At 65.6% G+C, this 20,666-nt stretch carries 20 protein-coding genes; 12 read left to right on the top strand and 8 right to left on the bottom strand.

Annotated elements, in window-relative coordinates; all coding sequences use genetic code 11:
- The first annotated feature begins 47 nt into the window (after nt 1-47).
- The 5 genes from QWJ37_RS13195 (at nt 48) to QWJ37_RS13175 (ending at nt 5,248) form a co-directional block, all read left to right on the top strand.
- Nucleotides 48-962, top strand: a complete 915-nt coding sequence (locus QWJ37_RS13195) for a DUF5996 family protein (RefSeq protein ID WP_290245513.1) — start codon at nt 48-50, stop codon at nt 960-962.
- Nucleotides 963-1,430: 468 nt separating this feature from the next.
- Complete coding sequence (locus QWJ37_RS13190) at nt 1,431-2,270, top strand: sugar ABC transporter permease (protein WP_290245512.1); 840 nt, start codon at nt 1,431-1,433, stop codon at nt 2,268-2,270.
- A complete protein-coding gene (locus QWJ37_RS13185; RefSeq protein WP_227904041.1) occupies nt 2,267-3,184 on the top strand; it encodes a carbohydrate ABC transporter permease in 918 nt (305 codons plus the stop codon). The genes QWJ37_RS13190 and QWJ37_RS13185 overlap by 4 nt, the downstream gene beginning before the upstream one ends.
- A 67-nt stretch (nt 3,185-3,251) precedes the next feature.
- Complete coding sequence (locus tag QWJ37_RS13180; RefSeq protein ID WP_290245511.1) at nt 3,252-4,643, top strand: ABC transporter substrate-binding protein; 1,392 nt, start codon at nt 3,252-3,254, stop codon at nt 4,641-4,643.
- A 149-nt stretch (nt 4,644-4,792) separates the two neighbouring features.
- On the top strand, nt 4,793-5,248 hold the full coding sequence (locus tag QWJ37_RS13175; RefSeq protein WP_227929623.1) for a DUF3817 domain-containing protein: 456 nt from the start codon (nt 4,793-4,795) through the stop codon (nt 5,246-5,248).
- A 26-nt stretch (nt 5,249-5,274) separates the two neighbouring features.
- Here the strand turns inward: QWJ37_RS13175 and QWJ37_RS13170 are convergent, their stop codons facing one another.
- Genes QWJ37_RS13170 through QWJ37_RS13155 form a run of 4 tightly spaced genes read right to left on the bottom strand, consistent with a single transcriptional unit; the run spans nt 5,275 to nt 9,139 of the window.
- Complete coding sequence (locus QWJ37_RS13170; RefSeq protein WP_290245510.1) at nt 5,275-6,597, bottom strand: multidrug effflux MFS transporter; 1,323 nt, start codon at nt 6,595-6,597, stop codon at nt 5,275-5,277.
- A 39-nt stretch (nt 6,598-6,636) separates the two neighbouring features.
- Nucleotides 6,637-7,491 (bottom strand): SDR family oxidoreductase, encoded by an 855-nt coding sequence (locus tag QWJ37_RS13165; RefSeq protein WP_227904047.1) that lies wholly within the window; start codon nt 7,489-7,491, stop codon nt 6,637-6,639.
- 4 nt (nt 7,492-7,495) lie between these two features.
- Nucleotides 7,496-8,197, bottom strand: coding sequence for a type 1 glutamine amidotransferase domain-containing protein (locus tag QWJ37_RS13160; protein WP_227904049.1), 702 nt, complete (start codon nt 8,195-8,197; stop codon nt 7,496-7,498).
- 48 nt (nt 8,198-8,245) lie between these two features.
- Nucleotides 8,246-9,139: an aldo/keto reductase gene (locus QWJ37_RS13155; protein WP_227904051.1), complete on the bottom strand. Its 894-nt coding sequence runs from the start codon at nt 9,137-9,139 to the stop codon at nt 8,246-8,248.
- A 91-nt stretch (nt 9,140-9,230) separates the two neighbouring features.
- Between QWJ37_RS13155 and QWJ37_RS13150 the strand changes: the two genes are divergently transcribed.
- Both QWJ37_RS13150 and QWJ37_RS13145 read left to right on the top strand, forming a co-directional pair.
- Complete coding sequence (locus QWJ37_RS13150) at nt 9,231-10,037, top strand: hypothetical protein (RefSeq protein WP_290245509.1); 807 nt, start codon at nt 9,231-9,233, stop codon at nt 10,035-10,037.
- Nucleotides 10,038-10,113: 76 nt separating this feature from the next.
- Nucleotides 10,114-10,503 (top strand): VOC family protein, encoded by a 390-nt coding sequence (locus QWJ37_RS13145; RefSeq protein WP_290245508.1) that lies wholly within the window; start codon nt 10,114-10,116, stop codon nt 10,501-10,503.
- A 27-nt stretch (nt 10,504-10,530) separates the two neighbouring features.
- Here the strand turns inward: QWJ37_RS13145 and QWJ37_RS13140 are convergent, their stop codons facing one another.
- The gene (locus tag QWJ37_RS13140) at nt 10,531-10,890 is read right to left on the bottom strand and encodes a hypothetical protein (protein ID WP_227904057.1); all 360 of its coding nucleotides are present in this window, start codon (nt 10,888-10,890) and stop codon (nt 10,531-10,533) included.
- Between the two features lie 171 nt (nt 10,891-11,061).
- Here QWJ37_RS13140 and QWJ37_RS13135 point away from each other — a divergent pair, with 171 nt between their 5' ends.
- The 3 genes from QWJ37_RS13135 to QWJ37_RS13125 are packed head-to-tail and all read left to right on the top strand — an operon-like array spanning nt 11,062 to nt 14,017.
- A complete protein-coding gene (locus QWJ37_RS13135) occupies nt 11,062-11,874 on the top strand; it encodes a (Fe-S)-binding protein (protein ID WP_290245507.1) in 813 nt (270 codons plus the stop codon).
- Nucleotides 11,871-13,400 carry a LutB/LldF family L-lactate oxidation iron-sulfur protein gene (locus tag QWJ37_RS13130; protein WP_227904060.1) on the top strand — a complete coding sequence of 510 codons (1,530 nt, stop codon included), beginning with the start codon at nt 11,871-11,873 and terminating at the stop codon, nt 13,398-13,400. Before QWJ37_RS13135 ends, QWJ37_RS13130 begins: the two co-directional genes overlap by 4 nt.
- Nucleotides 13,397-14,017: a lactate utilization protein C gene (locus QWJ37_RS13125; RefSeq protein WP_227904065.1), complete on the top strand. Its 621-nt coding sequence runs from the start codon at nt 13,397-13,399 to the stop codon at nt 14,015-14,017. Before QWJ37_RS13130 ends, QWJ37_RS13125 begins: the two co-directional genes overlap by 4 nt.
- Before the next feature lie 14 nt (nt 14,018-14,031).
- Here the strand turns inward: QWJ37_RS13125 and QWJ37_RS13120 are convergent, their stop codons facing one another.
- The 3 genes from QWJ37_RS13120 to QWJ37_RS13110 all read right to left on the bottom strand — a co-directional run bounded on the left by QWJ37_RS13120 (nt 14,032) and on the right by QWJ37_RS13110 (nt 17,627).
- Nucleotides 14,032-15,477: a DUF5129 domain-containing protein gene (locus tag QWJ37_RS13120; RefSeq protein WP_290245506.1), complete on the bottom strand. Its 1,446-nt coding sequence runs from the start codon at nt 15,475-15,477 to the stop codon at nt 14,032-14,034.
- 171 nt (nt 15,478-15,648) lie between these two features.
- Nucleotides 15,649-16,746: an alpha/beta hydrolase gene (locus tag QWJ37_RS13115; protein WP_227904069.1), complete on the bottom strand. Its 1,098-nt coding sequence runs from the start codon at nt 16,744-16,746 to the stop codon at nt 15,649-15,651.
- A gap of 173 nt (nt 16,747-16,919) precedes the next feature.
- A complete protein-coding gene (locus tag QWJ37_RS13110; RefSeq protein ID WP_227929632.1) occupies nt 16,920-17,627 on the bottom strand; it encodes a YoaK family protein in 708 nt (235 codons plus the stop codon).
- A gap of 191 nt (nt 17,628-17,818) precedes the next feature.
- Here QWJ37_RS13110 and QWJ37_RS13105 point away from each other — a divergent pair, with 191 nt between their 5' ends.
- Nucleotides 17,819-19,564, top strand: coding sequence for a gamma-glutamyltransferase (locus QWJ37_RS13105; RefSeq protein ID WP_290245504.1), 1,746 nt, complete (start codon nt 17,819-17,821; stop codon nt 19,562-19,564).
- A 118-nt stretch (nt 19,565-19,682) separates the two neighbouring features.
- On the top strand, nt 19,683-20,645 hold the full coding sequence (locus tag QWJ37_RS13100; RefSeq protein ID WP_227904073.1) for an L-lactate dehydrogenase: 963 nt from the start codon (nt 19,683-19,685) through the stop codon (nt 20,643-20,645).
- Nucleotides 20,646-20,666 lie beyond the last annotated feature (21 nt).

The raw sequence follows: 20,666 nt of genomic DNA, 5'->3' as shown, positions 1-20,666 counted from the left end.
GGGTGAAGAGCACGTTCGCTGTCCGTCACCGACCAAAGGCGGGTTCCATGGACAAGAACTTCCTGAGCTTTCCCGACTGGCAGGCCACTGCGGACACACTGCATCTGTATCTCCAGGTGGCGGGCAAGGTGAAACTGCAGCGCGGCTATCCCGAACCTGAATGGGGGCACGTGCGGATGCCGCTCACCGTGCAGGGCATCGGCACCGGCGTCATTCCCGGCCCGGACACAAACTTCGAAATCTACTTCAACCTGCGCCGGCACCACGTGGACGTCCAGGACAGCAGCGGCATCCGCACCAGACTGGACCTGAATGACGGCCTGAGTGTTGCAGACTTCTACCAGCAGCTGATGGCGGCCCTCGAGTTCATCCAGGCGCCCACCGCAGTCAACACGCAACCGCAGGAATTCCATGACCCGGTGCCTTTTCCCGAAGACACCAGGCACCATACCTATGACCGGCATGCCGTGGAGTTGTTCCTGGACAACCTGCACTTCGCACAGCGCGGCCTGACACAGTTCCTCGCCCCGCAGCGCGGCAAAGTGCACCTCCCGGCCTATTGGTTCGGAACCATGGACCTGTCCGGAGCCCTCTACAGCGGGCAGTCCGCCCCCTATCCGGGCCGCGGACGGATCTCGGCCAACAGCTTTGATGAGAGGTTCTGCGAGTTCGGTTTCTGGCCCGGGGACCCGTCCTTCACTGACCCGGCCTTTTACGTTATGCCCTATCCGTTCCTCTCCGACATCGGCAGTTACGTCAGTATGCTCTCCCCGTCCAAGGCACGGTTCCTGGCCAAATCCAGCGAATTTATCCTTACCCTCGAGGACGCCTTTTCCTATCCCCATCCGCAGCAGGCCGTGGTGGATTTCTGCCGCACCTGCTTTGACATCCTGCAGCGGATGGATCCGTGGAATGACATCGAGTGGATTACGGAACCGCTGACCTACGCGCCGTCAGGGTAAACCCGCGCCTGTGACCGCCGTCGCGGTCCGATCCCGCGGCCCTGACCCGCGACCTGGGCAAGGTGGGGGCCGGGCAGCTGGCCGCCACCGGATACCGCCGTCGCGGCAGCCTTTTGTGTTGGCGGGTAATACGCGATATCCGTCGCGAGTGTTCATCAGGTGTTGGTCCTGCGTTTATTGTCTAGTCCGGAAAATTCGCTAGTGTGACACATGTAACACCAATATCTCGGTGCCCAACGCACCGCATAAGCATGGACGGAAATAACTGATGAGAATTTTATGGGGTGAATTGCTGCAGCTGGACGGAACCGTCCAATGTCCGCGCAGCACACAAACAGCCGGGTTCCCCAATCCCGGCACGGGTGCATGAGCGCCGTCAGTAAACCGGCAGGCACCACCCGGAAAACAGCCAAAACGCAGCTGGACCGTCAAACGGATCGTGGCAGTTTCAAGGCTCTGTGGTACCTCGTGCCAGCCCTTGTGGTTTTCGCGGCATTTCTTTTCTATCCCCTTCTGCGCTCGGTGTTCCTGTCATTTCAGGGCAGCGACCTGTTCGGGCGCCCCTCGGGATTTGTCGGGTTCGACCAGTACACACGCCTGTTCACGGATTCGGGTTTCTGGACGGTTATGTGGGTAACCCTGGCCTTCACCGTCATGACGGTGGTTCCCTCCATCGCCCTGGCGCTGGGCCTGGCCCTGCTGCTGCATCAAAAGATCAAGGCGGTGCGGTTTTTCCGTACGGCCTTCGCACTTCCCTTCGCCTATTCCGTGGCCACCGCCTCGGTGATTTTCGGGGTGATGTTCAACCAGGCCACCGGCGTACTCAACGGCATGTTGGGCTTCTTCGGGCTGGACCGCGTCGGCTGGCTGACGGACCCGGCCTGGGCGCTGCTCTCGGTCTCGCTGGCCACGGTCTGGATGCAGCTTGGCTACAACCTGCTCGTCCTGTCCGCCGGCCTCGGAGCGGTTTCCGAGGACGTGGTGGAAGCGGCCCGGCTGGACGGAGCCCACGGCTGGCGGATGCAGCGCTCCATCATCATGCCGCTGCTCACGCCACAGCTGTTCTTCCTGCTGGTGACCGGCACCATCCACGCCCTGCAAAGCTTCGGACAGATCCACATCCTTACAAAGGGAGGCCCGCAGGACAGCACCACCACGCTTGTTTACTCCATTTACGAGCAGGCCTTCGCCAATAACAACTCAAACTTCGGCTATGCCTCCGCCCAGGCCGTAGTCCTGCTGATCATTGTGGTGGCGGTATCCGCCATCCAATTCGGCGTCCTGGAACGAAAGGTGTTCTACCGATGAGCAGCACTGCAGTCCCGGCCGCCGAGAAACCCCGCGCCGCCGCACCCGCACGGCGCGAGCAACGCGCTGCTGCACCGAGGGCACGGCAGCGGCGTCCGCTGACCCTGGGACGGGTGCTGACCTACCTGGCGCTTTCGCTTGGTGCGGTTATTGTTCTCTTCCCGGTTTACTTTGGCTTTGTCGGCGCGTTTATGGGGCCGGCGGACATCAACGCCTACCCGGCGTCGCTCTGGCCCTTTAACGGTTTCCGGGCCGAGAACTTTGCCGGTGCGCTGAACACCATTCCGCTGGGCCGGCAGTACGTGAACTCGGTGGTGATGGCAGGACTGATCACTCTGGGCCAGCTGGTCACCTCCCTGCTCGCCGCCTACGCCCTGGTGTTCCTGAAAGTACGCTGGCGGTTCTTCTGGTTTGCCCTGTTTATGTGCAGCATGATGGTGCCGTCCGAGGCCATCATCATTCCGAACTACCTGACCATGTCCAATGCCGGACTGATCAATACGGTTCCTGCCCTGGTGCTGCCGTTCCTGGCCCACGGATTCGGCATCTTCCTGCTGCGGCAGGCTTTTATGTCCTTTCCGGTGGAACTCTGGGAAGCCTCCCGGATTGACGGCGCCGGCCACATGCGCTTCCTGCGTTCCGTACTGGTGCCGCTTTCCAAGCCCACATTGGCTGCCCTGGGAATCTGGTCCTTCCTCTCTGCCTGGAACATGTACTTCTGGCCGCTGCTGGTCACCCAGACTCCGGAAATGCAGACCATCCAGATCGGCATCACCCAGCTGCGGTCCGCGGACAACTTCAACGCGGGGCTGGTGCTGGCAGGAACGGTCCTGGCCATCATTCCCACCCTCATCCTGGTCATCTTCGGACAGCGCTTTATTGTCCGCGGCCTCACTGCCGGCTCGATCAAGTAACCCCGGCAACCAATCACTCAGCATCCTCCGGCGGGCACACCGCCGGCCGAACCTTGAAGGGAATTCAATGCGAACCACACCACGAGCACTGCGCCTGTCGCTGCTGGCAGGCGCCGCCGCTCTCGCCCTGGCACTGTCCGCCTGCGGCGGCGGAAGCGAGGGGGCGGCCGGCGAAGCGCCTGCCGCTGACGCCCTGGAACAGGCGGAAGGGGTAACCGAGGTCAATTTCTGGCACTCCATGGACGGCACCAACGGTGAAACCCTGGACAAGCTGATCGCAGAGTTCAACGCTGCCAACGAGGGCAAGGTTGAAGTCAAAAGCGTCTACCAAGGTGATTACGACACCACCATCACCAAGTACAAGGCTGCGGTGCAGTCCAACAGCACGCCCAGCATGGTGCAGATCTATGACATCGGCACCCAGTTCATGATTGATTCCGGCGCCGTACTGCCCACGCAGGCGTTTATTGACCGGGATGAATATGACGTCTCGGACCTGCAGCCCAATATTGCCGGCTACTACACCATCGATGACGAGCTGTGGTCCATGCCGTTCAACACCTCCATGCCGGTGCTCTACTACAACAAGACCCTCTTCGAAGCAGCAGGCCTGGACCCGGAGACGGCGCCGGCAACGCTGGATGAAGTCGGGGATGCAGCCAATAAGCTGTCCAAGGTCAACGGCGGCCCCGCCGAGTTCGGCTTCAACGCCGCCATTTACGGCTGGCTGCTGGAGCAGGAAATTGCTGCCAACGGCGAGCTTTACTGCGGCCCGGACAACGGCCGGTCAGGCGAGCGGGCCGGCGAATACACGTTCAACAATGACACCGCCGTCCAGTTTGTCGACTGGTGGAAGGAACTGGTGGATACCGGGGTAGCCGGCAACACCGGCCGGGTCACCGCAGACGCGCAGAATGCCTTCAAGAGCGGCACCATCGGCATCACGCTGGAATCCACCGGCGCCCTGGGCGGTATGCAGAAGGCAGCCGACGAACAGGGCTTTGAGCTCGGCGTGGGCTTCTACCCGAAGATCGAGCAGAACGATTCGGGACCCATCATCGGCGGAGCATCGCTCTGGGTCTCCGACGAGGGTCACTCGGAAGCGGAGAAGCAGGCTTCCTGGGAGTTCATGCAGTTCCTCGCCCAGCCGGAAAGCCAGGCAACCTGGCACACCGGCACCGGCTACTTCCCGATCTCCAAGGCTGCACTGGATGAGCCGAAGGACGTGGAGTGGCGCGAGCAGCACCCGCAGTTCAACGTGGCCGTGGACCAGCTGGAAGCCACCGAGCTGACGTCGGCCACCCAGGGCTGCTCGGCCGGCACCATGCCGCAGGCACGGGAGGCAGCAGAGAACGCCCTCGAAGGTGCACTGCTTGGCGGAGACAGCAAGTCCGAGCTCACGGATTCAGTGACTGAGCTGAAGGTTGAAGTGGAGAACTACAACAACTCGGTGAAGTAACCACCCGCACCGGCCGCCCCGGCCGGAGGGCAGCAGGACCCGCGGCACAGACATTGTGCCGCGGGTCCTGCTGCGTCGGCGGGATTCGCATCCACCGACGGCATCCTGACATACTGTTGGTAAATCTCTGCAGAAGGTGGTTCCCGCATATGACCCCCCGCAAACTCTTCCGCGCACTGGCCTTCGCGGAGGCGGTGACCTGGACCCTGCTGATCGCAGCCCTGGTATTCAAGTACGGCTTCGACAATGAGAGCTTTACGCCCATTGCCGGCGGCCTGCACGGTTTTGTCTTCCTGGCCTACGGTGTGGTCACCCTGTTTGTCTGGGCGAACCAGAAGTGGCCGGTACGCACCGGCATCCTGGGCCTGGTCACCACCGTGATCCCGTGGGCGACCATTCCGTTCGAAAAGTCGGTGGACCGCCGCGGACTGCTGGACGGCGGCTGGCGCATGGCGCCGGGCGGCGAAAAGCCAACCAACACCGTCGACAAGGTTGCCGCCCTGGTGCTGCGCCGTCCGATAGCCGCCGGCGCCGTGGCGCTGGTGGCCGTGGCCGTGGTCTTCAGCGTCCTGCTGATCCTGGGTCCGCCCATCCCGAAGGGCTAGCTGAGGCCCGGCGCCGGGGGAAGTCCTCAGACGGCTCCGGGCTTCGTTCCCTGCCGCAGCCGGCGCCGTCCGGGCCGGTTGGAGGCGTCGCCGCGGTACGCCGTCGTCGCCGTGGCCAGGATCAGGACGATCAGTGCCGCGCAGCCGATAATCACTGAGACCATCGCCATCGCGCCGCCGCCCAAAAGGCCTACCAGCGGGCTGATGAGTCCGGCCAGCCCCACCTGCAGGGCACCGATCATGGCGGCGGCACTGCCGGCCATGTGGCCGTAGTCGGCCAGGGCCAGCACCGAGGAGTTCGCGGCAATAAAGCCGTGCATGGCCAGTACCAGCCACAGGCCGGCGGTCAGGCCCGCCACGCCGCCAAGGCCGGTCACCAGAATGACCGGCAGCAGCACCGCCAGGCCCAGCAGCACAATCACGGCAACCCGCAGAATGCCCATGGGGGAGTACCTGCCCACCAGCCAGGCGTTGAGCTGGGCGGAGATCACCATGCCGACGCCGTTGATGGCGAACACCAGCGCGTACTGCGCGGGGCTGAGCTCGTACTCGTCCTGGAAAACAAAGGGCGATCCCACCACGTAACTCATGATCACCGCCATGCCCAGGCCGGGAATGACGGCCAGTGCGAGGAACCTGCGGTCCCGGAACAGGACCCGGAAGCCGCTGAACGTGCTGGCTCCTGCCTTGGTCCTGCGCCGTTCCGGCGGCAGGGTCTCGGGCATCCACCGGAGCACAATCGCCCCGAGGACGACGCCGATCAGTGCCAGCGCGAGGAACACCGCCCGCCAGTTCCACAGGCCGGACACCGCCTGGCCGATGGACGGTGCCAGCAGCGGGGCTAGCCCGATTATCAGCATCAGCCGCGACAGCATGGCGGCGGCGGTGGAACCGGTGAACCGGTCGCGGACCACGGCCAGCGCCACCACGCCGGCGGCGGCATTAAAGAAGCCCTGCAGCAGCCGGAGGACAATCAGGGCGCCGATGTTCGGGGCCAGGAAACAGGCCAGGGAAACCAGCACGTGCAGGGCGATGCCGATGATCAGCGGCAGCCTGCGGCCGAACCGGTCCGAGAACGGTCCGATCACCAGCTGTCCCACTGCGGCCCCGAGCAGCGTCCCGGACAGGGTGAACTGCGCTGCGGCGGCACTGGTATGCAGGTCCTCCGCCACCTGGGGCAGTGCCGGCAGGTACATGTCCGTGGTGACTGCCGGCAGCGCGGCCAGGGCGCCGAGCATCAGGATGTACTTGATGCTGGTGCGGCTGCCCGTGCGTGCGGGCCGGGCGGAGGCGTCGGCTCCAGATGAAGTAGAGCCGGGCGGTACGGTTTCGGGCGGTGTTTCGCTCACTCGGCACTCCTGGTGCGGTTACTGTCGGAACGGAAAAAGCTATGGATGCCGGACTCCGGTGCCGGCCAGGACGGCCCGGTACCCTTCGCGGAACGTGGGGTAGGCGAACTCGAATCCGGTGCCGAGCAGTCTCCGGTTGCTGATCCGGCGGTTGCCGCCGCGGCTGCTTCCGGAGTCGGACGGGGCGGGAAGCTCCGTACGGAGTTCGGCGGCCAGGAACTGCAGTACATCGGCCAGTTCCACCGGCTCCTCATCTACTCCAACATAGAGCGGGTCCGGATGTGAAACCTGTGTGCTCAGATGCACTATGGCGGCGGCTGCATCATCCCGGTGGATGCGGTTGGTCAGCCGGGTCCCGGCGGGGACGACGGCGGTGCCTGCGGACACGGTATCGATCAGGCGGGTGCGTCCGGGTCCGTAGATGCCGGCCAGTCGCAGCACCACGGCATCGGGGCGGCGGTCGTGGAGGAGCCGCTCGGCTTCCAGGATCACTTCACCGGTCACCGAGGCAGGAGCCGGCGGGGTGTGCTCATCCACCTCGCCGCCGCCGGCGTCGCCGTAGACCGCGGTGGAGGAGACAAACAGGATGCGCCGGGGCCGGACGCCGTCGCGCTCCAGGGCGTCCAGCACGTTGGCGGTCCCGTCCACATAGGCGGCCCGGTAGGCCGCTTCGCTGCGTTCGCCGGCGGCCACGGCAATCACCACTACGTCGGTGCCCGCGGGAATCCGGGGCAGTTCGCCCGTCCTGCCGGTCAGGTCCGCGGCCTGGCCGGTAATGGGAGCGGGGAGGTTTTCCGGGGAGCGCCGCCAGCCGAGCACGGAAAAGCCGGCTGCGGCGAACCGCAGGCCGGCTTCCGTACCCAGATCGCCACAGCCGGCGATCAGGACTCTCACGTAGTTACTCGGCCAGAGCGGAGATGACGGCCTTGGCCACATCTTCGCTGGACTGGGGGTTCTGGCCGGAGATCAGGTTGCGGTCGCGGACCACGTAGCTGGTCCAGGCCGGTCCGGTCTCCACTTCGGCGCCCTTGTTCCGCAGGACTTCCTCGACGAACCAGGGGGTGTTCTCCCCGGTGCCGCCGTTGAGTTCTTCCTCGTCGGTGAAGACGGTGACCTTGCGGCCGGCGAAGACAAAGTCGCCGTTGTCGGTCTCGGCGCTGAGCAGGCCGGCCGGGCCGTGGCAGAACGGGGCAATGATCTTGCCGGCGGCGTCCGCCTCGGTGAGGATCCGGCCCAGGTCCTTGTCGAAGGCGAGGTCGCTCATGGGCCCGTGCCCGCCCGGCATGACCACGGCGTCGTACTCGGTCAGGTCCGCGTCAGCGAGCACCAGCGGGTTGGACAGCTCGGCGTCGATGAACGCAATGTACTGGGTGAAGGCGGCGGCCTTTTCGGCGCTGCCGGCGGACTCGGGGGCCAGGGATACCTGGTCCACGGTGGGCTTGGCGCCCCCCGGGGTGGCGATGCGGACGGTGTGCCCGGCTTCGCGCAGGACGCGGTGGGACTCGACGAGTTCCTCGGCCCAGTAGCCGGTGGGATGCTCGCTGCCGTCCCGCATGGTGAGGGAATCGGCGGCGGATACGACCATCAGAATGTTAGCCATGTGTTGTGTCTCCTTGGTGCTGTGGAAAAAAGATAAGAGGCGGGAAGGTTACTTGGCGTCCGCGGCTGCGGCGGCACCGGCGGCGTCGAGCTCCGCGAAGGTGGCGTCGTCAAGGGAGATGTTCGCCGCTCCCAGGTTGTCTTCGAGGTGCGCAATGGAGCCCGTGCCCGGAATCGGCATCATGACCGGCGAGCGGCGCAGCAGCCAGGCCAGGGCCACCTGCGATGTGCTGGCACCCAGGCGCTTGGCCGCTTCATCCACCGGGCCGCCCTGCTTCGCCAGTTCGCCGGCGGAAATCGGTGCCCACGGAATGAAGCCGATGCCGTTGTCCTCGGAGTACTTCAGTACGTCCTCGGAGGAACGGTCGGTGAGGTTGTAGCGGTTCTGCACGGTGGAAACGGTGAAGAACTTCGCGGCGGCCTCCAGGTCTTCAACGGAGACCTGGGACAGGCCGAGGGCCTTGACCTTGCCTTCCTGCTGAAGGTCGCGCAGTACGGCGAACTGCTCGTCGCGGTCCACCTTGGGGTCGATGCGGTGCAGCTGCAGCAGGTCCAGGGAGTCCACCTTCAGCTTGCGCAGCGACAGTTCGGTCTGCTGGCGCAGGTACTCCGGGCGGCCCACCGGCACCCAGACATCCGGTCCGGTGCGGACAAAGCCGACCTTGGTGGCGATGCGCACGCCGTCCGGGTAGGGGTAGAGCGCTTCGGCGATGATCTCTTCGCTGATGTTCGGGCCGTAGGAATCGGCGGTGTCGATGAAGTCGACGCCCAGCTCGACGGCGCGGCGGACCACGTCAACGGCGGTGCCGCGGCTTTCGGGCTCGCCCCAGACACCGGGTCCCACAATCCGCATGGCGCCGAAGCCCAGGCGGTGTACGGTGCCGAGATCCAAGAGGTCGATGGTGGGGGACAGGGCGGGTGAAGTATCCGTCGTATCAGTCATGTAAGCGCCAACGTGCCGTGCAGCCGGCTTATTCCTCAGCAGGCTTACAAGCACCGCGGGGGATACCCTTGCAGCGAGGGGGAATTGCCGCGTGAGTGCAACGAAGTGGAACGTCGAACGGAATCTGCGTGCCGGAATGGTGCTGCTGCCGGCAGGAATGTGCGTCCTGTACTTCGGGCAGGCCCTGGCCGAAGCATTGGCCTTCTTCCTGCTGGGGGCAATCTACGGCGCCCTTCTGTATCGGGTGGTCAACCTGTCGCAGCGGGCCTTTATGGTCATGGGAGCCCCTGCATTCCTGCTCATCCTGGGAAGCCTGATACTGCTTCAGCAGGACGTGGGAATCCCTGCGGCGGGTCCGTGGATTTTGGGCTTCATTGCCGGTGGCATCATGGGCGGATATGTCTGGCTTGGCCCGCGGGCCGGAGCGGAGTTCCGCCGGAAAAACCCGCGCCGCCGCAATGCAGAGGGCAGCTATCCGGGAGGCTGGCAGCCGGCGGCCGTCAATGCCGTGAGCGCTCTGCTGCTGCTGGGGCTGGGGACTGCCCTCTTCCTGCTCGCATCGCCCACGATCGGGGTGGGTGCGTGCCTGGTCGGCGGGGTCCTTGCGGGGTGCGCGCTGATGCGTTGGCCAAAGACCCCGGAGCAGAGGTTCCTGGCGTCGCTTGCCCTGCCGGTACTGTTCCTCGTGTTGCTCCTGGCTGGTCAGACCGTTTTTGGGCTGGTATTTGGTTTCGGAGTGTCGGCCGGTGTCCTCATCGGCGGGCGGTTCTGGACCGGTCCCCGGTTCGGTGAGCCGCGACCGCCCATGAGCGGCCAGGGACCGCGGCGGCAGAAGAAACGGCGTCCCAACCCCCGGCCCGAGGCCGCGAAGAAGGCCGGGAAGACGGCTGCGCGGTAATCCGCTCTGCCGCCAAGGACATGCCTTGTCCGCAAAGGGGGTTCCGGGGCTGTTCGGGCCGGTCTAGCGTGGCGCCATGGACTGGAAAATCGAACTTGTACCGGTGCCGGTGTCCGACGTCGATGCCTCCAAAAACTTCTACGTGGACCAGGTGGGCTTCACCGCCGATTTTGACGAACGGGTGGATGAGAGCCTGCGGTTTGTGCAGCTGACTCCGCCGGGATCAGCCTGCTCGGTGGTGATTGGCCCGGGCACCACGGACATGGTGCCGGGGACCCAGCGGATCCAGGTGGTGGTGCCCAGTGCGGCCGAGGCGCGGCAGCACCTGGTGGATCACGGGGTGGCCGCCAGCGAGATTACCCCGCTGGATTGGGGAACCTTCGTGTATTTCAGTGACCTGGACGGCAACCAGTGGTCGCTGCAGGAGCTCCCCGCGATTCCGCCCACGCTGCCGTCGGAGTCCTAGCGGCCGTCTGCCGGGCGCCGCTTCTTCCTAAAGCTCCGCCGCCACGGCGTTCAGCACCTCGGTCAGATCGGCCTTGCCCTGGCCGTAGTCAAAGATGGTGGTGGCCAGCTGGGGTGTGCTGGTGGCGAGGACCCGCGTGGTCCCGGCGTCGATCGGCTCGAAGCTCAGGACAATGTCCTCGCCGAAGCTCTTCCACGTGGTCCCCGCCGTGAGTTCCGCCCGTTCCATCCAGATTCCGGTAACGGTCATCCGCGGAAGCCTGTAGGAAGCGCGTTCGACGGCGGCGGGCAGTTCGGCCACCGGCGCCTGGACCACCAGCTCGCCACGGGCACGGGCCCGTTTCGAGGTGACGTTGAGACTGATTGTTTTGGTGTTCCCCATAGTCATGCATCAGAGAATAGCGCAGGCCGCAGGCACCCGCTGCGGAGGCTGAAACTACCTGCTTGCCGGCTCAGGCATACCAATGACGGGGAGTATGTTTGAAGATGGTCAGACAATGCGGGCCGCCGTCAGGCCGGCCCCGCAACAGGCCGTTGACAGTACGCCGAAGGGCAACCAATGAAGATTGCACTTTTCGCCACCTGCATTGTGGACGCGATGTACCCCTCCACGGCGCGCGCCACCGTGTCCATCCTCGAGCGGTTAGGCCACACCGTGGTGTTCCCCGCGGGACAGGCCTGCTGCGGCCAGATGCACATGAACTCCGGATATTTCCCGGAGGCCATGCCGGTGGTCCGCAACCACGTGGCAGCCTTCGAAGCGGAGGATTACGACGTCGCCGTGGCACCTTCCGGCTCCTGCGTTGCCTCCGTGAAGCACCAGCACGCGATGCTGGCCCGCACCATGGGCGACGCAGACCTGGAAACCCGTGCCAACGCCGTCGGCGCCCGGACCTATGAGCTTTCCGCACTGCTGACCGATGTCCTGGGCGTCACCGATGCCGCCGCGGAACTGGGCTCCTGGTATCCCCACCGGGTGACCTACCACCCCAGCTGCCACGGTATGCGGCTGCTGCGGCTGGGAGACCGGCAGGCGGACCTGTTGCGCACGGTGGAGGGCCTGGAACTGGAACCGCTGCCGCAGGCGGACCAGTGCTGCGGCTTCGGGGGAACCTTCTCGATGAAGAACGCCGATGTCTCCTCGGCCATGCTGGCGGACAAAAACGCCAACATCGCCGCCACCGGAGCCGGGCTGTGCACCGGGGGAGACGCATCCTGCCTGCTGCACATCGGCGGCGGACTCTCCCGGCAGGGCAGCACCATCTCCACCCTGCATTTCGCCGAGATCCTCGCCAGTACGCGGGACAACCCGGCACCAGCACCGGACCGGATCGGCAGTGCCGCCGGCATCAGCGGAAAGGCCGGCCGATGAGCTCCACCTATCTGGGTATGCCGGGACGGCCGGTTTTCGGAGACGGCAACCTGCACGCAACGGAAGCGTTTCCCACGGCGGCCCGGCGGGAACTGGGCAACGCCCAGCTGCGCGCGAACCTGGGCCATGCCACCCACACCATCCGGGACAAGCGGCTGCGGGTGGTGGCGGAACTACCGGACTGGGAGGAGCTGCGGGACGCCGGAAGCGCAATCAAGGAATCCGTTATGGCACGGCTGCCCGAACTGCTGGAGGAGTTCGAGGCGAACTTCACCGCCCGGGGCGGGAAAATCCACTGGGCGCGGGATGCCGCTGAAGCGAACAAAACCGTGCGGGACCTGATCCGCGACGCCGGTGCGGACGAAGTGGTCAAGGTCAAGTCCATGGCAACGCAGGAAATCGGCCTGAACGAATACCTCGAAGAGCAGGGCATCGCCGCGTTCGAAACCGACCTGGCGGAACTGATTGTCCAGCTGGACCATGACAAGCCCAGCCACATCCTGGTCCCGGCCATCCACAAAAACCGCACCCAGATCCGGGACATCTTCCTGCGGGAAATGCCGGATGTGGATCCCGGCCTCACCAACAACCCGGCCAGGCTGGCCGAAGCGGCCCGCGTGCATCTGCGCCGGAAATTCCTGTCCGCCAAAGTTGCCGTTTCGGGCGCGAACTTCGCCATTGCCGAGTCCGGAACCCTCGCCGTCGTCGAATCCGAAGGCAACGGCCGGATGTGCCTGACCCTGCCCGAGACCCTGATCACCGTGATGGGCGTGGAGAAGCTGCTGCCCTCCTGGCAGGACCTGGAAGTTTTTATGCAGCTGCTGCCGCGTTCCTCCACGGGGGAGCGGATGAACCCGTACACCTCGCTGTGGACCGGGGTGACGGAAGGTGACGGACCGCAGAACGTGCACCTGGTGCTGCTGGATAACGGACGCAGTGCTGCCCTGGCCGATGAAATGGGACGGTCCGCCCTGCACTGCATCCGCTGCAGTGCGTGCATGAACGTCTGTCCTGTCTACGAGCGCACTGGCGGGCATGCTTATGGCTCCACCTATCCCGGTCCCATCGGGGCCATCCTCTCGCCGCTGCTCACCGGGATTACCTCCGAGGAGAACGCCTCGCTGCCCTACGCCTCCTCGCTGTGCGGCGCCTGCTACGACGCCTGCCCGGTGAAGATCAACATCCCCGAAATCCTGGTTCACCTGCGGGCCGAGGACGTGGACAGCAGACGCGGAACCAGAAAAATCCCCGGGCAGATGGACGTAGCCATGAAAGCGGCGTCCTGGGCCATGGGTGCGGGCCGGCGTATGGCCTTGGTGGAAAAAGCCCTTCCGCTGGGGAAGCTGGCCGCCGGTCCGGACAGGAAAATCAAAAAGCTTCCCGGCATTGCTGCCGGATGGACGCAAAGCAGGGATATCCCCGCACCGCCCGCACAGTCCTTCAGGGACTGGTGGGGGAAGGAACGCGGGAAGTCCGCCCCAGGGGAGAACGCCCCCACCATCACCAGGCAAAAGGAAAAGGAATGAGCGCCCGTACTGAAATCCTGGACCGGCTCCGGTCGGCTCTCCATGATGCACCGGCAGCTCCGGACATTCCGCGCCATTACCGGCACGAATCCGGCCTGCCCGGGGATGAACGCATCGAACTGCTGCGCGACAGGCTGCTGGATTACAAGGCCGGCGTCTGTGTAGTGGATGAGCCCGACGTGCCGGCCCGCGTGGCCGAACTGCTGGGGGAGGGCACCACCTATGTGGTCCCGCCGGGACTGGAGGAAGCCTGGACCGCGCTCGCTCCCGGCCGCATCACCGATTCTGCGGAGGAACCGCTCTCCGTTGCTGAGCTGGATGCTGCGGACGCCGTGGTCACCGGATGCGCCGCAGCCGTCGCGGAAACCGGGACCATCATCCTGGATGGCAGCCCCGATCAGGGACGCAGGGCCATCTCCCTTATCCCGGATCACCACATCTGCCTGGTCCGTGCCGGGGACATTGCAGGTGTGCTGCCCGAAGCCCTGCGCGGGCTGGACGGTACCCATCCGCTGACCTGGATCAGCGGTCCCAGCGCCACCAGCGACATTGAGCTGGAACGGGTGGAGGGCGTCCACGGCCCGCGGACCCTCGACGTGGTGATTATCCGCGGGTGAGGGACGCGCCCGGGCTAGAACGAGCCGGAGCTGCCTGAACCCGAGAAGCTGCCGCCGCTGCTCCCGTAGCCGGTGGTGCTGGAGGTGTCCGAGCGCACCGAGCTGATCTCGGCTGTACCGTTTTCCAGATCCGTGTTGAACGTGGCCACTGAGTAGAAGGCGTAGTACGGAAAGACCGTGTCCAGGATGCCGGGCCGGTAGCCGTCCCTGTGGCCGGGCCGCCGGGCGCTGTCCTGCTCGAAGGCGTTGCGCAGAAGCTCGCGTTCCTTCTCGTTCTTCGCATAACCGGCAATCACGGTTTCGGAGTGGTTCCTCAGCAGATCGGAAAGCTCGCCGCGGGCCGACCGCAGCCGGTCCAGGGCCGTTTCGGGACTGATGGATCCCTCCGACAGTTCCGCAGCCCAGGAGCGCAGGTCCTGGCGGACCCGGGTGCGGAAGGCGGTCAGTGCTGCGGCGGTGGCGGAATCCTTTTCCCCCGTCTCGGACTGAAGCAGATCATCGAGCCGGTCCAGGTCTTCGTTGAACGGGCTGACCTGGCGGTCCCAGGCCCGCTCCCATCCCGGCGCCTTGTTCAGCAGGGAATTGGTATCCGCAATCACGTCATCCAGGCCGTCAAGCTCCGTGGCGGTGTCTGCGTATTCTTCGATCACGGCCGTACTGCTGCGTTTCCGAAGGTCCTTCGCCGTCAGGTCATGCGCGGCATTGTTCTGCTGGGTGGCCTTGGCATACCTGGTCATAAAGGTCCGGTACTGTTCCAGGACCTTGGCTCCGTACGTGGAATCCGCAGGAATGGTGCGGGCATCCACCTCGGTGGCGTCCAGATCCCGGGCGACACTGGAATACGCGGCGTCTGCGGTCTTCAGGAGTGCGGCATTCTTCGTGCCGCGGCGGCGCCGGAGTCCGACGGCGGTGCCGGCTCCGGCCAGTACGGCGGCACCTCCTACGGCGGAGGCTCCGATGAAGACGGGACTCGCGTACCAGGGCCGGTTGATACGTTCGGCGGCCTCTTCGACGGCGGCAATCGTGCCGTCCGTCCACTGTGCTTCGCGGAAAAGGTCATTGACCTCTTCCCGGATGTCTTCCTGCTGGTCCAGGGGGATCTTCCGGTCTTCGCCGAAATAGGTGCCGGTATGGCGGCCCACCGGGTCCAAGGCAAAGATGAACAGCCCGTCCGCCCACTTCTGGCCGTCCCCGCTGATCCACTCCGGGTGCTCGGCACGGGCGAAGTTCAGCACATCCTCATTGATGTTTGCCTCTTTGCTGCCGTTGTAGGTATACACGGCCACCGTGGTGGGTTCACGGAAATCAATGTCCTCGAGGGCAGGCAGCAGGGTGTTGGCGTCGAGCACCCCTGCGGTGTCCTCGACGATGACCTCCTGCGGCGCCACGGCCGAGGCAGGCGCGGCGCCGAAGGCAAGCATGGTCAGCAGGAGCAGCAGGACAGAGAGTACGCGGCGCACGGGCTTTCCCTCCGGGTCTGAGATGTAATGCCCACGAGCGTAGCGGCTGGTTGTGCGCGCCGCGACCTGTCAGGGTAACAAGGCCCCGGCAACAACCCCGCCGCGGCGTCCACTGCAACGACCCCCGTGGCAACAACTCCGCGGCGTCTCCGGACGGCAGCGCCTTCCCGGTTAGGCGTTGAGCAGGATCCTGGCGCGCTTACGGGCCGGGGCCGGTACCGGCGGCAGTACCGGGAGTGGATCCGCAGCCGGGGCCTGAGCCCGGGTGACCGTAGTCAGGAACCGGACCGTCTCACGCAGCGTCTGCAGGGCCTCGGGCCGATGCAGCCGGAACTGGTATTCATGGCCGAGTACCGGTTTGTGGTCCCGGGGCCAGAACCCGCGGGTTACCGGAACCCCGAGCGCCTCCAGCCGGTCCGCCAGGGGAACGGATTGGCTTGCCGTCAGCGGATCCCCGTTGCCTGCGGCAATATAGGTGGGCGGGAACCGGGCATCCACATGCTCGAAGATGGACATGTGTTCTGCCGCCTCCGTGGCTGCCCAGTCCTTGGACCCGGTATAGGCCCAGAGCGCTTTCCTCAGGCCCCACCCGAACGTGCCGCTGAGGCTGGCTACGGACTGAAAATCGTAGACCCCGCAGTGAAGCAGGATGCCGCGCAGATGCTCGGGTGCAGCGGCGGGGGAAATGCCGGTCCGGCGGGCATAGGCGGGATTGGTGATGCCCAGGGCCAGCTGCGCAGCCAGCTGCGCTCCGGCGGAGTCCCCGGCCAGGACAATCCGGTCCGGATCCAGGCCGTATTTATCTGCGTGTTCCCGCAAATACCCCAGCGCCGCGTTCAGTTCCCTGACTGCCGTGGGGTAGCTGACCTTGGGGGAAACGGAGTAACCGACGCCCACCACGGCATAGCCGTAGCCGGCCAGGACACGCAGATACGGCTCCACGTCCTTTTTCGACCCCGAGATCCAGGCACCTCCGTGGATCCAGACCACCAGCGGTAGCGGTTTGCTGGCGGACGCAGGCAGGAACAGGTCAAGGGTTGGGTTGACGGCGGCACCCAGATAACGAAGTCCCTGGTGCCCGGTGATACTTACGTGGGGAAGATGCAGCCGCGGGCGCGGATACTGCAGTTTCCCTGCGCCGGAGAAAACACTGCGGATGAGCAGGGCCGAGGGGCGGGGGTCCCGCTGCAGGGTGATGGCAGCTACGGTTCCGGCAACGGCGGCTGCCCCGGCAAGGACCCCCGCTGCCGCTGGAGAGAGGATCTTCACGATTTCAGGCTAGGACGGCCAAATGAGCACGTTTTTCGGCATTCGCCGCCAGCACGCGGTTCTGTCCTACGCGCCGGGACGCATCTCACGGCCTCTGGTGAGGCGGCTTACCGGTGTACGGCGGACCCACGGTGTCCGGGGGCGCGAGGGGATCGGGGGAGTGATGCCTTCAGCTAGCCGGCCGTGACCTCATCGGCACTGCGTTCGCGATGGTGACGAACGTAGCCGGCAGTTGCCACGGCAATTGAAATAGCGGCAGAGATTGACAGTCCCAGCCAGAGGCCCACCTTCAGTGCAGCGGCCCCGGCCACGGCTCCGAGCATAATCAGAGCGATTGCCAGGGCGCGGCGCAGCCAAAACCGGCTGTTGCCGCCGGCGAGCCGGGAATCGGAGGCCAGACCGGTGATGGTGGAGGTCACCACCACCGTGGTGATCTCGGCAACTGCCAGGCGCTTGGCCGTTGCAGCCTGGACGCCCATGGCAGTGGCTAGCGACGACGTCGTTATGCCGCCGAGTACCTCGTTGCCCTGGACATCGGCCAGCAGGGAGAAGACGGCCAACGCGGTAATGACAGCGGCCACCACGATCAGCGCAACCGAGGTCCGCGAACTCCAGCCCTGGGGCCCCTTGCGCAGCATGCGCCCGGCCAGGGCGGCACCGAGCATAAAGAAGATCAGCGCCAGCACCGGCCGGAGGACCGGCAGGCCGGTCCCGCCGGCAAACGCCATGCCCAGGAGCACCACGTTGCCTGTCATGTTTCCGGTGAAGACCTGGTCCAGGCCCAGATATCCGACGGCGTCCACCACTCCGGTGGAGAAGGTCAGGGCCAGCATCAGCCACAAATGCACCCGTTCGGTAGGCACGGCGTTCAGTCGCTTCACGGGCGGGCTGTCTCCTCAGGCAGGTGCCCGGCCACCTCTGAACACGGCCGGGCAGGAAGTCCGATTGTATGCAAATGGGACCGCATGGGTGCAAAGATTCCCCTGACACTCTTCCGGCAGAAAGCGATCCCGTGACCTTTACTCCGCCCGCGTCCTTTACTACCCGCCCCACGCTGCAGGGAACGTTCGGCATGAGTGCCTCAACCCACTGGCTGGCCACGGCCTCCGCGCAGGCTGTGCTGGAGCGCGGTGGCAACGCCTTCGATGCCGCGGTGGCCGGCGGGTTTGTGCTGCATGTGGTGGAACCGCACCTGAACGGTCCCGGGGGCGATATGACCGGTGTGTTCGCCACAGCGGACAATCCCGGACGTCCCGTGGTCCTCATGGGGCAGGGGCCTGCCCCCGCCGGTGCCACGCGTGAGCATTACCTCACCGAAGGCCTTGAGCTGGTGCCCGGCGCCGGCGCCCTCGCCGCGGCGGTTCCGGCGGCGGTGGACGCGTGGCTTCTGCTGCTCCGCGACCACGGTTCCTGGGAGCTCGGCGAGGTGCTCGCCTTCGCCGTTGATTACGCCCGCAACGGCCACCCGGTGGCGGGCCGGGTGGGAGCAACCATCCAGGCCGTGGCAGAGCTGTTTACCGACCACTGGCCCACGTCCGCGGCGCAGTGGATGCCCGGGGGAAGAGCGCCCCGGGAAGGGGAAATCATCCGTAACCAGGCGTACGCGCAGGTGCTGGAGCGGATGGTGGCTGCCGGCGCGGGGGAATCCACCCGGGAAGGGCGGATTGATGCCGCGCGGAGGGAATGGCGTGAAGGGTTCGTGGCCCGGGCCGCCGTCGAATTCCTCGCCGGACCGCACCGGCATTCCTCGGGGACGAACCATGCAGGTGTCATTTCACTGGCCGACTTTGCCGGGTTCGAGGCGTCCTTTGAACCTGCCGTGACATTCAATTTCCGCGGCTACACCATCGCCAAGACCGGTGCCTGGGGGCAGGGCCCGGCGCTATTGCAGACCTTGGCCATCCTGGCAGGGTTCGGGGACGAAAGGCTGGACCCCTCCACCGCCTTGGGTGCCCACACCATCCTGGAGGCGCAGAAACTGGCCATCGCGGACCGGGAAGCCTATTACGGAGATGCGCAGGTTCCGCTGGAGCACCTCCTCAGTGAGGACTACGCGGCCGCCCGGCGGACGCTGATCGGTGATACTGCGTCCCACGAGTTCCGGCCCGGCACGGTGCCCGGCCGCGTGCCCTTCATGCCGCCGCTGCGCACGGAGTACCAGCCACCGGCAACCGACGGCGGCGGCTTTGCCGGGGTGGGCGAGCCGACGGTGGCGCCCACCGGGGAAGTGCGGGGCGACACCTGCCACATCGACGTGGCGGACCGGTGGGGAAACATGGTGTCCGCCACCCCGTCCGGCGGCTGGCTGCAGTCCTCACCCACCATCCCTGAACTTGGTTTCTGCCTGGGCACCCGGCTGCAGATGACCTGGCTGGAGGAAGGCGCCCCGTCCACCCTGACACCGGGCAAGCGTCCGCGCACCACACTGACCCCCACACTCGTGCTGCGGGACGGCCATCCGGTCTCCGCGCTGGGGTCCCCCGGCGGAGACCAGCAGGACCAGTGGCAGCTGCTTTACCTGCTGCGCACCATTGTGGGCGGGTACACCCCGCAGCAGGCCATCGACGCGCCTGCCCTGCACACCACCTCCATCCCGGGATCGTTCTGGCCCCGCACCTGGACCCCGGGCGGGGCAGTGGTGGAGGACCGGCTGGGCGGGGACGTCATCGCGGAGCTTGAAGCGCGTGGCCATGTCGTGAGCAGGGCTGGGGACTGGACGCTGGGGCGCCTCTCTGCAGTGACGCGTGAACCGGGAACCGGCCTGCTGCAGGCTGCCGCGAACCCCCGGGGGATGCAGGGATACGCCGCAGGACGCTGACGACGCACCGCATCATGCCCGGAAGAGGCCGGACACGTCCGTACTCCGTTCCGTTGCCGGAGGTGCCCGCCTATCGTGGGAGAGGGGAAACCCTTCCTACTGTGAGCGAGGCAGCGCCATGGCCAACATCACCACCCGACCCGTCACCAAACTCGGAATCGTAGGTGCAGGCAGCGTCGGCACCTCGTTGGCCTACGCAGCCATCATCAGGGACACCGCCCGCGAGATTGCCATCTATGACATCGATGCGGTCAAGGCGGAGGCCGAATCGCTGGACCTGGCCCACGGCACCCAGTTCACCGGGGCCAATACGGTTACCGGGGGCGGGAACATTGAAGCGCTCGCAGGATCCGACGTCATAGTGATAACCGCCGGGGCCCGGCAGCAGCCGGGCCAAAGCCGGCTGGACCTGGCCGGCACCAATGTGCGGATCCTGGAGTCGCTGATGCCGCAGCTCATGGAACAGGCCCCGGACGCGGTGTATATCCAGGTCACCAATCCTGCGGATGTCCTGGCAGTAGCGGCGCAGAAGATCGGCGGCCTGCCGCGTAACCGCATCTTCTCCTCCGGCACTGTCCTGGATACCTCGCGCCTGCGCCTCCTGCTGGCCCGTGAGGCACATGTGCTGATGACCAGCGTGCATGCCACCATCATCGGGGAGCACGGAGACTCGGAATTCCCCGTCTGGTCCAACGCAACCATCGGACCGGTCCCCATCCGGGAGTGGCAGGTCAGCGGGCGCCAGGTCTTCACCGACGAGTTCCTGGCTGCTGCCACCCATGATGTGATCAACGCCGCCTACCGGGTGATCGAGGGCAAGGGCGCCACGAACTACGCCATCGGCCTTGCCGGTGTGCGGATTGTGGAAGCGGTCCTGAACGCCGAAAACGCCGTCCTCCCGGTATCGGCCACGCTCGCCGGGGAGTACGGGATCCGGGGAGTTGCCCTGTCGCTGCCCTCGATCGTGGGGCACAACGGCGTCTACAAGATGCTGGAAATGCCGCTGGATGATGCGGAGAAGAACAAGCTGATGGATTCGGCGGAGACCCTGCGCAAAACCCTGGACTCACTGGGGATTTAGAAACCGGGCATTAAGCAGGTT

The sequence above is a fragment of the Arthrobacter sp. YD2 genome, from assembly GCF_030410475.1.
GTDB classification, from domain to species: Bacteria; Actinomycetota; Actinomycetes; order Actinomycetales; family Micrococcaceae; genus Arthrobacter_B; species Arthrobacter_B zhangbolii.
Note: the sequence above shows the minus strand (reverse complement) of the source record. Positions and strands in the feature narration are given on the sequence as shown.